The sequence below is a fragment of the Ensifer sp. ENS06 genome (assembly GCF_014852205.1).
Lineage (GTDB): Bacteria > Pseudomonadota > Alphaproteobacteria > Rhizobiales > Rhizobiaceae > Ensifer > Ensifer adhaerens.
In genome coordinates this window covers 114,152-125,982 of record NZ_JACVBC010000002.1, presented here as the reverse complement: position 1 = coordinate 125,982, position 11,831 = coordinate 114,152, and the positions used below count along the sequence as shown (strand labels likewise).

Annotated in this window: 6 protein-coding genes; 4 read left to right on the top strand and 2 right to left on the bottom strand. The window is 63.5% G+C overall.

Annotation, left to right across the window (positions count from 1 at the left end; genetic code table 11):
• Positions 1-89 precede the first annotated feature (89 nt).
• The 3 genes from petA to IB279_RS09685 are packed head-to-tail and all read left to right on the top strand — an operon-like array spanning position 90 to position 2,865.
• A complete protein-coding gene (gene petA / locus IB279_RS09695; protein WP_034794992.1) occupies positions 90-668 on the top strand; it encodes a ubiquinol-cytochrome c reductase iron-sulfur subunit in 579 nt (192 codons plus the stop codon).
• A 14-nt stretch (positions 669-682) separates the two neighbouring features.
• Positions 683-1,963: a cytochrome b N-terminal domain-containing protein gene (locus IB279_RS09690; RefSeq protein WP_034794990.1), complete on the top strand. Its 1,281-nt coding sequence runs from the start codon at positions 683-685 to the stop codon at positions 1,961-1,963.
• Positions 1,964-1,995: 32 nt separating this feature from the next.
• Positions 1,996-2,865 (top strand): cytochrome c1, encoded by an 870-nt coding sequence (locus tag IB279_RS09685; RefSeq protein WP_034794986.1) that lies wholly within the window; start codon positions 1,996-1,998, stop codon positions 2,863-2,865.
• 314 nt (positions 2,866-3,179) lie between these two features.
• On the opposite strand, the gene IB279_RS09680 is transcribed toward IB279_RS09685, so the two are convergent.
• Positions 3,180-3,746 (bottom strand): GrpB family protein, encoded by a 567-nt coding sequence (locus tag IB279_RS09680; RefSeq protein WP_112770866.1) that lies wholly within the window; start codon positions 3,744-3,746, stop codon positions 3,180-3,182.
• A gap of 186 nt (positions 3,747-3,932) precedes the next feature.
• Here IB279_RS09680 and IB279_RS09675 point away from each other — a divergent pair, with 186 nt between their 5' ends.
• The gene (locus IB279_RS09675; protein ID WP_060520716.1) at positions 3,933-4,316 is read left to right on the top strand and encodes a hypothetical protein; all 384 of its coding nucleotides are present in this window, start codon (positions 3,933-3,935) and stop codon (positions 4,314-4,316) included.
• A gap of 310 nt (positions 4,317-4,626) precedes the next feature.
• Here IB279_RS09675 and IB279_RS09670 read toward each other — a convergent pair whose 3' ends face one another.
• The gene (locus IB279_RS09670) at positions 4,627-11,298 is read right to left on the bottom strand and encodes a kinesin (RefSeq protein ID WP_192339180.1); all 6,672 of its coding nucleotides are present in this window, start codon (positions 11,296-11,298) and stop codon (positions 4,627-4,629) included.
• Between the last annotated feature and the right edge of the window lie 533 nt (positions 11,299-11,831).

The following is an 11,831-nucleotide window of genomic DNA, read 5'->3' as shown; positions in this document are numbered from 1 at the left end:
TCCTTGACCTGGATCAAACCGCAAGGGGCAGGAATTTCGCCGGGGGCGGATGCGGTTTCCGCAATATTGCGTGAGAGGATGGTTTAGCCGTGAGCGAACACGACACTTCAAGCGAGGCCTTGGGCGAGCCCACTCGCCGCGACTTCCTTTATCTGGCTACCGGTATGGCAGGCGTCGTCGGCGCCGGTGCCGTCGCCTGGCCGTTCATCGACCAGATGCGTCCGGACGCATCGACGCTCGCGCTCGCCTCGATCGAGGTTGACGTATCGAGCCTTCAGCCCGGTATGTCGCTGACGGCGAAATGGCGCGGCAAGCCGATTTTCATCCGCAACCGTACGGAGAAGGAAGTCGAGGAGGCAAAGGCCGTCAAGCTGGACGAGCTTAAGGACCAGGTTGCGCGCAACGCCAACCTTCCGGCCGACGCTTCCGCGAGCGACCTCGATCGTTCCGCCGGCGAAGGCAAGGAAAACTGGATCGTCATGATCGGTTCCTGCACCCATCTCGGTTGCGTGCCGCTTGGCCAGGCCGGTGATTTCGGTGGCTGGTTCTGTCCCTGCCACGGTTCGCACTACGATACGGCCGGCCGCATCCGTAAGGGTCCGGCGCCGGAGAACCTTCACGTGCCGACCTTCTCGTTCGTATCCGACACAGTTATCAAGATCGGTTGAGGGGACTACTGATAATGAGTGCTGAACATTCAACCTACACGCCGACGACTGGCATTGAGAAATGGGTTGATTCCCGTCTGCCGTTGCCGCGTCTCGTTCACGATAGCTTCATCAGCTACCCGGTTCCCCGGAACCTGAACTACGCCTACACCTTCGGTGCCATGCTCTCGGTCATGCTGATCGTCCAGATCCTGACCGGTATCGTGCTGGCCATGCACTACGCCGCTGAAACGACCGTCGCCTTCAACTCGGTCGAGAAGATCATGCGCGACGTCAATCACGGCTGGCTGCTGCGCTACATGCACGCCAACGGCGCATCCTTCTTCTTCATCGCCGTCTACCTGCACATCGCCCGTGGTCTCTACTACGGCTCGTACAAGGCTCCGCGCGAAATCCTCTGGATCCTCGGCGTGGTCATCTACCTCCTGATGATGGCGACCGGCTTCATGGGCTACGTTCTGCCCTGGGGTCAGATGTCCTTCTGGGGCGCGACCGTTATCACCGGCTTCTTCACCGCCTTCCCGCTGGTGGGTGAGTGGATCCAGCAGTTCCTGCTCGGCGGCTTCGCCGTTGATCAGCCGACGCTGAACCGCTTCTTCTCGCTGCACTACCTGCTGCCCTTCATGATCGCCGGCGTCGTCGTCCTGCACATCTGGGCCCTGCACGTAACAGGTCAGACCAACCCGACCGGCGTTGAAGTCAAGTCCAAGACCGATACCGTGCCCTTCACGCCCTATGCGACGCTGAAGGATGCACTCGGCGTTTCCGTCTTCCTGATCATCTATGCCTGGTTCGTCTTCTACCAGCCGAACTTCCTCGGCCACCCGGACAACTACATTCCGGCTGACGCGCTGAAGACGCCCGCTCACATCGTTCCGGAATGGTACTACCTGCCGTTCTACGCGATGCTGCGCGCCATCACCTTCAATGTCGGCCCGATCGACTCCAAGCTCGGCGGCGTTCTGGTGATGTTCGGCTCGATCATCATCCTGTTCTTCCTGCCCTGGCTCGACACGTCCAAGGTCCGCTCGGCCGTCTACCGTCCGTGGTACAAGCTGTTCTTCTGGGTCTTCGTGGCCAACGCCATCCTGCTCGGCTGGCTCGGCTCGCGTCCGGCGGAAGGCCTGTACGTCGTGATGTCGCAGATCGGCACGCTGTACTACTTCGGCTTCTTCCTCGTCATCTTGCCGGTCCTCGGTCTGATCGAGACGCCGAAGCGCATTCCGAACTCCATCACCGAAGCGGTGCTGGAAAAGCAGAATGCCAAGGCGCAGCCGGCTGCCGCGCGCGCCTGATCAGAACAGCGATTGATAAGGAACCCACAACAATGAAAAAGCTTGTTACAGGCATTCTGTCACTCGCTGTCGTCGCTGGTCTCGGTCTCGGTACGGCTGTTGCCGAAGAGGCGAAGGGCGGCGAGGAGCATGGCGGCGGTACGCCCCACTATCCGATCCACAAGCCGGAACAGCAGGACTGGAGCTTTGCCGGTCCCTTCGGTCACTACGACAAGGGTCAGCTTCAGCGCGGCCTGAAGGTCTACGCCGAAGTCTGTTCTGCCTGCCACTCGATGAACCTGGTGTCCTTCCGCACGCTGGAAGGCCTGGGCTATTCGGAAGGCCAGGTAAAGGCCTTTGCGGCGAACTACGAAGTTCAGGACGGCCCGAACGCCGACGGCGAGATGTTCACCCGCAAGGCTGTCGCCTCCGACCACTTCCCGTCGCCTTACGCGAACAAGGAAGCGGCTGCCGCATCGAACAACGGTGCAGCTCCGCCGGACTTCTCGCTGATCGCCAAGGCTCGCGGCATCGAGCGCGGCTTCCCGCAGTTCATCTTCGACATGTTCTGGCCCTACCAGGAAGGCGGCCCGGACTACATCCACGCGCTGCTGACCGGCTACCAGGATCCGCCGCAGGGCGTCGAAGTGGCTGAAGGCACGCACTACAACCCGTACTTCGCCAACGCTGCCGCGCTGGCGATGGCTCAGCCGATCTCCGCCGACCAGGTCACCTATGACGATGGCACGCCGCAGACGGTCGACCAGTACGCTAAGGACGTTTCGGCGTTCCTGATGTGGGCCGCCGAGCCGCACCTCGAAGAGCGCAAGCGCACCGGCTTCATGGTCATGGTGTTCCTGCTGATCTTCACCGGCCTGGTGTACCTCACCAAGAAGTCGGTCTACGCCAACAAGGAACATTGATCAGCTCCGGCTCAGGCCGGTACGACCAAGACCCAACGAAAAAGGCCCCGGTTCGTCCGGGGCCTTTTTCGTTTGCCACCGTGCATCCCGACACCGTTGACCTTGGGCGAGGAATTTGGCCGGACCTGCAGCAAGTTCGCGATGCTTCACGCATTCCTTTGGCGAAGGGCAGGCGGCTAAAGACCAGTCGCTCGCAGGACAGGCTTGCGATGCAGACAGCCGCTACCGTATTCGGCCGATCATTGGCCACCGCACCGATCTCGGATTAAGGCTGTGCCGGGGCAGCGGAAGACCGGCCTGTCGATCCGCAGCTCCTACGCATCGGAAGGACCTGGTCTCCAGCCGCTTGCCGCAGCCCACCGATCCGCGCGTCGAATGACCTGCCACAAGTGTTCCGACTTGCCCTCGGTATAGGCTGCCCGGTCGTGGCGATGTCGGCTTGCCAATGCCCGCTTCAGCTCGACGTATGGGCCGTGTTCCTCGGCATGGGCACGCATGTAGTCGCGAAACAGCAGCGACCATTGTTCCTGCCAGCTTCCCGCTCGGCGCACGTGGATGTGTGTGCGTTCGTCGCCAGGGCGCTCACGAAAGTAGCGTTTCGTCAGATCGGTATTCTGCGGCCGCCACAGGTAGCCGATCACCGCCATTTTTTCCGCCAGCACGTCGAGGGACTCCAGATCGGCAACGGAAATCTGAACATCGATGATCGGCTTGGCAGCCAGACCACGGATTGCGGTGGAGCCGATATGGTCGATACGCAAGGCATGATCGCCCAAAACCTGGCGGATCGTCTTCGCCTTGGTGGCAAACCGCTCCGCCCAATCGGAGGACCAATCGCAGATTTCAATCGGCTGTGTCGTGCAAGGCAGTTCCCTATCCATCGGACGAACTTCAGATGCAGAGCGCGATGATGTCAACATCCATTCCTGCGACTGCCACCTGTCTGGCTGGCTGAGTGTCTGGCCGTCCGGATGCACGTTAAGGACGACCGCATGTTATGGTTGCATCGACCGTTGGCGCCCGCCTAGAAGGCTGCGTTATTGTTTCTTCAAGGGGGTTGAATCTCGATGTCTATTTCTTTCAAGCGCCTGGCGGCGGTCGCGGCGGTAGCCCTTGCCTTTGTTCCCGGTATTGCACAGGCCGAGAGTTACGCGACGCTCACCAAGCAAGGCTACGCCACCGGCAAGCTCTCCAGGGGCAAGTCCGGCGCCTGGGGCTGGGTGGTCGGCAACGGAGAGAAGACGTTCTTTTGCCGGCTGAACGTCGCTTCTGCCTATGTCAACAAGAAGGAGATGGTGAGCTTCACCGCAAGCGGCCGCATGCTCAAGATCGACCGTGCGACCTACGACGGCGCGCTCGGCGGACCGGACCCGAACAAGCCTTACCTGAAGGATCTGCAGGCGGGCCGGGTCAAGCCCGCCGATGTCGGCGGCTGTTCGCCACTGCGTTGAGCCGGTCCAGTCAGCACGCGTCGCCAGGCGCGGCTAAAGCATGTCGACAGCCCGTTGTTCACGACACCCGCCTACGAACCCAAATCCCGTTCGCGCAGCCGTGATTAGCGGGTAGTGGCTCGAACTTGCGACAAGGGGCAGAGTCCGGTCGTACGCGTGCCGGGAGCGCCTTAAGGAGCGCTCTGCATCATAAGGGATCGCCAGTATCTTAGCGGAAGTGATCCGTCGCTTTTCTTCTCTGATATCCCTGCAAACGAAAACGGCCCCGTCGCAAGACGGGGCCGTTTTGATTGTTTCTATCCGGGCTCGCTTAGCTGAAGCGACCGGCGGCGTGGGCGAGCATCGTATAGACCTTGCCGGTATCCGACGTCAGGTAGGTCTGGGTGATGCGCTTGTCCGGGTCGTTGCGGGCGACATCGGCGAGCAGCTTTTCGAAATCTGCGATGTAGCGGTCGACAGCCGTGCGGAATTCCGGCTCGCGGTCGTACTTGCGCTTGATCTCGTCGAAGGTCTGCTGGCCCTTCAGCGTGTAGAGGCGACGCGTAAAGACGTCGCGCTCGCCACGCTGGTAGCGGCGCCACAGATCGACCGACGCATCATGATCGATGGCGCGGGCGATATCGACCGAAAGCGAGTTCAGCGATTCAACCACGTGGCGCGGGTTGCGGCTGTCGCCGGCCCGTGCCGTCGGCTGAGCCTCGGCCGGACGCTGCGGCGCGGGCGAGGGTGCCTCTTCACGGGACGCCGCACGGAGCAGGTCACGCATCCAGCCACCACCTTCGGCGACCTCGTTGCTCACAGCCTGCGTCGGCGCCGGCTGGCGAACGGCGGGCTGCTCGATACCGAGGCTGCCGCGCAGCGCCGGCGCCGGTTCCTGACGGCGCGGCTGCTCGATGACGGGTTGCTGCGCTACCGGCTGCTGTGCCACCGGCTGCTGTGCCACTTGCTGGGGCTGCGGCTGTGCGACCGGTTGCGGCTGCGGGGCTGCCTGCTGCTGCACCGGACGGGCGACCGGAGCGGCGGCCGGCTGCTGGCGCAGCGGCTGGGCCACTTCGAGCTGCGTCGAGGACTTGCCGATGATGTCGGACAATTCCTGCAGCGCCTTGATCTGCTCGCCGACGGCACGACGCATGACGGCCGCATTTTCCTTGGCTTCTTCCGGCAGGTCGAAGGCGCCGCGCTTCAGCTCTTCGCGGGTCATGTCGAGTTCCTTGCGGATCTCGCCAGCCGAGCGACGGATTTCGTCAGTCGCGCCGCTGAAGCGGCCGATCGCCTCGTCGATTGCGACGCGAACGACGTCACGCAGCTGGTCTGCGACGCCATCGGACTTCTTGCCGCTTTCGGCAAGCATGCGCTCGATGTCGGACACCGAGGCCGCAACGCTGCCGCGCAGACGCGAGGCGACTTCCTTGGAGCGCTCCTCGGCATTGGCAAAGGCACCCTCGATCGAGGCACCGGCATCTTCACCGACCTTGGCGATCGCCTGGCGAAGGGCTTCCGATGCGCCGAGCGCACGGCCTTCGACGGAGGAGAGCGTCTTGTTGACGTCGGCAAACGAGGTCTCGACGCCCGAGCGAAGCGTGTTGGCGATCTGGCGCGAACGCTCTTCGGCACGGCTGAAGACCTGCTCGACCGAGGCGCCGGCTTCGTCACCGGCCTGGGCGAGCGTGTTGCGCATCGATTCAGCAGCTTCCGCCGCGCGCTGTTCGGCGCTCGTCAGCAGGCGACCGACATCGGCGAAGGACTGCTGGATGCCGCTGCGCAGGTTTCCGGCAACGTGGCCCGAGCGTTCTTCGGCCCGCTGGAAGGCGCCGTCGACGAAGCCTTCGAGCGCACGCATCGTGCGTTCGATCTCTTCCGAGCGCTGGACGAGGCCGACCGACAGGGTGCGAAGCGCATCCTGGCGTTCCTCGAGCGTGCTGACGAGGTTCGACTGGGCCGCGCCGAGCAGGTCGGAGGCCTGGCCGAGAACGCGCGAGTGGTCTTCGAACCGGCCGACAATGCCGCCGATCTGCGACAGGGTCGAGGCGGAGATATCGGAGAGCTTGTCGACCTTGCCTTCGATGAGGCGGGTGGAGGTCGACAGCATGTCGGAGGCCTGACGGGTCGATTCCGACACGCGGGCGATCGTCGATTCCAGACGCTGGTCCATTTCGCCGAGGTTGCTGCTCGCCTGGTCGATGACCGTGGCAATGGCGGCATTGTTGTTGGCGAGCTGGTCGATCAGGCCAAGGGCGGTCGACTGCAGACGGTTTTCGACCATCTTCATCGCCTTTGCCGTCTCTTCGGCGCGGTAGGAGATCGCGTTCAGCGTCTCGCCCGTGCGCTCGGCGATGGCGTTGACGAGGGCGGCGTTTTCCGCACGCAGGCGGTCGGCGCTTTCCTGTGTCACGGCAGCGATGCGCTCGGCTGCCTCGCGGCCGGTGGCGGCATACTGGTCGATGACAGGGCGTGCCTGCTCGTCGATCAGGCGCGACAGCTCCATCGAGCGGCCGGCGAGCATCGAGTTGAGTTCGCGGGTGCGCTCGTCGAGCGTGGTGCGGATTGCTTCGCCACGGGCTTCCAGCGCCTTCTCCGTATTGCTGAGGCCCTGGTGGATGTTGTCGGCGTGGTTGGCGATCTGGCTGTGCGTTGCGGCCAGCCGTGCGCTTGCGGTGTCGGCCGCGTCGGCGATCGAGCGGGCAAGCTCGGCATGACGTGCAGCGGTCGCTGCCGCCTTCTGCTCGATCGAGTTGGCAAGCTCGGCGTGGCGCGCGGCGGTGGCGGCTGCCGTCTGGTCGATCGTGTTGGCGAAGTCTGCCTGGCGAGCAGCAAGTGCGGAGGCGAAATCGTCGCCTGCCTTCGACAGCAGCCCGGCCGAGCGGACAGCTTCCGCGTCGATTTCCTGAGCTGCACCGCTGATGGCGCCGCGCAGGCTGTTCACAAGGCCGGCGGCCTTGTCTTCCATGCGCAGTGCCTCTGCGTCGAGTTCCTGGGCGACGTCGCCAACGGCGCTACGAAGCGTGTTGACGAGGCCGGCAGCCTTGTCTTCCATGCGCAGCGTTTCTGCGTCGAGTTCCTGCGCGACATCGCCAACGGCGCTGCGGAGCGTGTTTGCGAGACCGGCTGCCTTGTCTTCCAGGCGCACGGCTTCGGCATCGAAGTCCTCAGCCACGCCGCCGACTGCGCTGCGCAGATTGGCGACGATGTCGGACGTCTTGCCTTCCAGGCGATTGGCTTCAGCGTCGATATCCTGCGTTGCCTCGTGAACGGCGCCGCGCAGGCTGGTGACCAGAACGGCCGCCTTGCCCTCGATCGTGCGGTTGACGTTATCAAGGCCGATGTTGAGGGCACGATCCATGGTGCCGAGGCGTTCGGCGATGCGTTCCGCACCGGACTCGATGGCGCCGGTGATCCGGGTTGCCGCAACTTCGCTCATGCGGTCGATGTCGCCAGCGCGCTCACCAAGGCTGTCGGCGATGCGCTGTCCGGCGCCGTCGACGATCTGGTTGACGCTGCCGACGCTGTCGCGAACCCGATCTTCCAGCGAGCTGAGGCTGACTTCTAGGCGCAGGCCGGTATCGTCGACCAGGGTGTTGACGTCGTTGACGCTGCCGCGGATGCGGTCCTGAAGGACGCCGAGGCTGTTTTCGATCAGTGCACCGGTCTCGCCGACGATCGCGTTGACGCCGCTGACGCTGCCACGGATACGGTCTTCGAGCGCGCTGAGGCCACCTTCGACACGGGCCGCCGCATCATCAACGACGGAGCCGACATTGGTGACGCTGCCGCGAATGCGGTTTTCGAGGGCACCGAGATTGCTCTCGATCCGTGCGCCGGTGTCGTCGACCACGGCGCCGACGTTGCCGACGGTGCCACGAATACGGTCTTCGAGGACGCCAACGCGGGTCTCGAGATGCATGCCGGTTTCGTCGACGATCGAGCTGATGTTGCCGGCGCTCTCGCGCATGCGCTCTTCGAGTGCGCCGAGGCTGGTTTCAACGCGCATGCCGGTATCGTCAAGGCGATCGTTGAGGCCGTTGATCGACAGGTCAACGCGGTTGGTGAGGCTGTCGGCCGCCAGGCTGATCTGGTTGGCGGTTTCGGCCAGGCGCTCGGCAATATGGCCCGTGGTCGAGCGCATACGGCTGTCGAGCACTTCGCCGCTGCGGTCGATTGCGCCGGCGAGTGCCGACTGGCGCTCTTCGAGCGACATTTCCAGCATGCCGGCGCTGGTGGCGAGCGTCGTGGCGATCGCGGTCGACTGATCGGCAAGCATGCCTTCGAGCTGCTCGCGGCCCTGGCCGACGGCAAGGTTGATGGCGTTGATGCGGTCGTCGAGCGTGACGCGGATCTGTTCGTGCGTGGACGAGAGCGTATCGCGCAGGTGCTCGGCGCGGCCGCTCAGCGTCTCCTCGATTTCCGCTGCCTTGCCGGCAAGCGACGCGGTCGCTTCGGTGGTGCGCGCCGTCAGCGCATCGGCGATGTGCGCGCTGGTCTCGGTCAGCGTATCGGAGATCTTGCTGACACGGCCGCTCAGATCCTCGGCGATGCGGGCACTCGTCTGGGTGAGCGTATCGGAGATCAGGCTGACGCGGCCGCCGAGGTTTTCGGCGATCGTGTTGACGCTCTCGGAGAGCTTCTGCTCGATATCACCGACGCGGTCGGTCATGGTTTCGGCGACGGCGGTTGCCCGGAAGGTCAGGCTGTCGGCCACGTCTTCGGCGTGACGGCTCAGCGTATTGGCCATCTCGTTGGCGCGCGACGACATCGTCGAGGTGATGGCGGCGGCGCGCTCGGCGAGTACGCCGTCAAGCGCCGTCGTCTGGTTGGTGAGCGCGTCGGAGATCGCTTCGCCGCGTTCGGAAAGAACGCGCTCCAGCCGGTCGGCCGTGCCGCTGACGGCGGTGTCGATCGAGTCCGCGCCCATGGAGAGGATCGTCGAAAGCGCGAGCGTGCGTTCCGACAGGGTGTTGTCGAGGCGGTGCTGGCTGGCAGCGATCGCGCTGGTGATCTCGTCGGTCGAGCCGTGCAGGGTCTGCTCGATGCGGGCGTGCGCGGCCTGCAGGCCGTCGACGAAGGCAGCGGTACGGCTGTCGAGACCTTCGGTCAGGCGCTGTTCGCTCGTCGTCAGTGCGCTCGAAAGTGCGTCCGCACGCTGGCCGAAGCCGTTTTCGATGCGGTCCTGTGCCTGGGTGAGGGCACCCATGAGGCCGCTGGTCTTTTCGGAGAGCACGCTGTCGATGCGGGTGTGCGCATCGCCGATCATGTTGCCGAGTTCCGTGGTACGGCTCGCAATCGTCTCTTCGATGAAGTCCTGGGTCGCGCCGAGCGTGGTCGCAAGCGTCAGCGACTGGTCGGAAAGCGCCGAGCCGATCTTCTCGATGCTGCTGTCGAGCGCGCCGCCGATCGCTTCCGAACCGCCGGAGACGGTCTCGTTGATGCGGTGCAGGCTTTCCATGAGCTTGGTGTCGAGCAGGCTCGCACGCTTGTCGAAGGCGGAGGCAAACTCGTGGAACCGCTCGTCGAAGGCGGTTGCGAGCTGGCCGACGGTCGTCTGCAGCTTTTCTTCAAAGAAGCCGCCGCGAAGGTCGAGGTCCATGATCGCGTCGTCGGCGCTGGAGCGCAGGCTCTGGCGGAAGCTCGCGCCCTTTTCGTCGAGCGTGGCGTTGAGCGAGGCGAGCACGTGGTCGAGGCCACCGGTGATGGCGTGCTGGCCGACGCTCAGGCTTTCGTTGAGGTCGCGGGTGCGGGCGATCAGTGTTTCGTTGAGCTGGCGGGCGCGTTCGTTGAGCGCCGCATTCAGCTTCTCGGTGCTGGCGTCAAGCGAGGAGGCGCGCGTTACGAACTGGCTGAGCAGGTCTTCGCCGCGCTTCGTCAGCGTGTCGCTGAGCTGGTCAAGCCGGGTGTCAAATTCGGTGCTGAGACCGAGGCCGGCAGCGGTCAGGCCCGAAAGCAGCGCATCGGTGCGGGTCGTCAGCATGCTGCCGATCGACTGCAAGGCGCCGTCCGACTTCTCGCTAAGGGCAGCCGCGCGGGTGTCGATCAGCGAGGCAAAGGCTTCGCCCGAGATTGCAATGCGCGAAGCAATGTCTTCGCTCGCCTGTTCCAGGTCGTCCTTCAGCTTGCCATGCGCACCGGAGATGGCCGAACGGATACGCTCCGAATGGCCGATGATGGCTTCGCGCTCAAGCCCGAGTTCCTGCACCAGCGTGCGCACGCGCAGTTCGTTTTCGCTGTAGCTGCGTTCGAGCGCGTTGACCTCGGAATGAACCAGCGTTTCGAGTTCGGTGGCGCGGGCGATCGTGCGTTCGATGCCTTCGTTCATCGCCGAGACTTCGCGACGGACGGCCTGGCCGACCGTCATGACGCGATCGGCAGCAGCCGTTTCCGGCTCAGCAAGGCGCAGGGCGACTTCCGCCATCGAGCGCGCGGCGTTGCGCAGTTCCTGCGCGCGGGCGATCATGATGGCAAAGGAGAAGAAAAGCATGATCGGCAGCACGATGCCGATGGCGACGCCGACGGCGCCAGGGGTGGCGGCAAGGTCGCTCAGCGAACGGATCTGCCAGATCTGCGGCCCGTAAAGAAGGTTGGCGACACCGAGGCCGGCAACCGCCCAGATGACGGACACCAGCGCAGCAACGCGGATCGCGGCGCGATTGGAGCGCACGTCGAGCGCACGCAGCATCGCAGCCGGCGAACGGCGACCATCGTCGTTGGCAGCGGAAAGGGACGGGGACTTGGGCGCAGGTTCCGGAGCGAGCGTCTTGGCCGCTTCTGCAGCACGTGCCCCGCGGGACTGTTCCGGCTGGGGCCGTGCTTTCTTATTCTGATCGGGCGTCGCCGCCTGATTGGTGGGCTGAGACACATTTTCCTCCGGATCATCCAAGGAAGTCTTGTCATTCGGGCTCGATGCAAGCTCGTCGAAATCAATCTTCAGGGCAGCTTCCAGAGCCTGGAACGCCTTTTCGTCGATCGACTCATTGCTCTTTTTCGTCGCCATAGGGATACGCCTCATTACCTTTTGCCCAGAACGGAAAGCGCCTCTGGCCCGTTAGCGGGCAGGGTCTCTTCCTCATGGGCGGTGACGGCAAGATACGCGCATCGGATCTACGCAATACCCTACTGATCACCCACTGCATTGCCTCGACGGATAGTCGCATTTGTGGCCGAATGGGACCACGCGTCGAGCTTATCCACCGGAACGGTTGCCATTTTCGTACGCGGGTCCGTTCCTAAGCGTATCGTAGTGACACATTAGCTGGGTTCTTACAATTAAGAGCGCTTGGGGTTGATTAAAATCCTAATGAAATCTTAATGCGATGCAGGTCTAAAAGCCGGAAAAGATAAGGAAATCAGAGAGTTTAACGGACGTTAACCATTTTCCCAAAATACTGCCTATATTGCGCCCGGATTTGAGCCAATAGGTGCCGGAGCCCGCCAAAGATGGAAGTCTGAACAGTGCGGGCGGCGGCACCGCTCCCGATGAAGCGATGCCGGAAACAGGCCAACATCAAACAAACAATAGGGAAATTG

What these genes read in the sequence shown, in the direction of transcription:
- IB279_RS09690 (WP_034794990.1), top strand. Translation starts at nt 683, where the DNA reads ATGAGTGCTGAACATTCAACCTACACGCCGACGACTGGCATTGAGAAA.
- IB279_RS09685 (WP_034794986.1), top strand. Translation starts at nt 1,996, where the DNA reads ATGAAAAAGCTTGTTACAGGCATTCTGTCACTCGCTGTCGTCGCTGGT.
- IB279_RS09680 (WP_112770866.1), bottom strand. Translation starts at nt 3,746, where the DNA reads ATGGATAGGGAACTGCCTTGCACGACACAGCCGATTGAAATCTGCGAT.
- IB279_RS09675 (WP_060520716.1), top strand. Translation starts at nt 3,933, where the DNA reads ATGTCTATTTCTTTCAAGCGCCTGGCGGCGGTCGCGGCGGTAGCCCTT.
- IB279_RS09670 (WP_192339180.1), bottom strand. Translation starts at nt 11,298, where the DNA reads ATGGCGACGAAAAAGAGCAATGAGTCGATCGACGAAAAGGCGTTCCAG.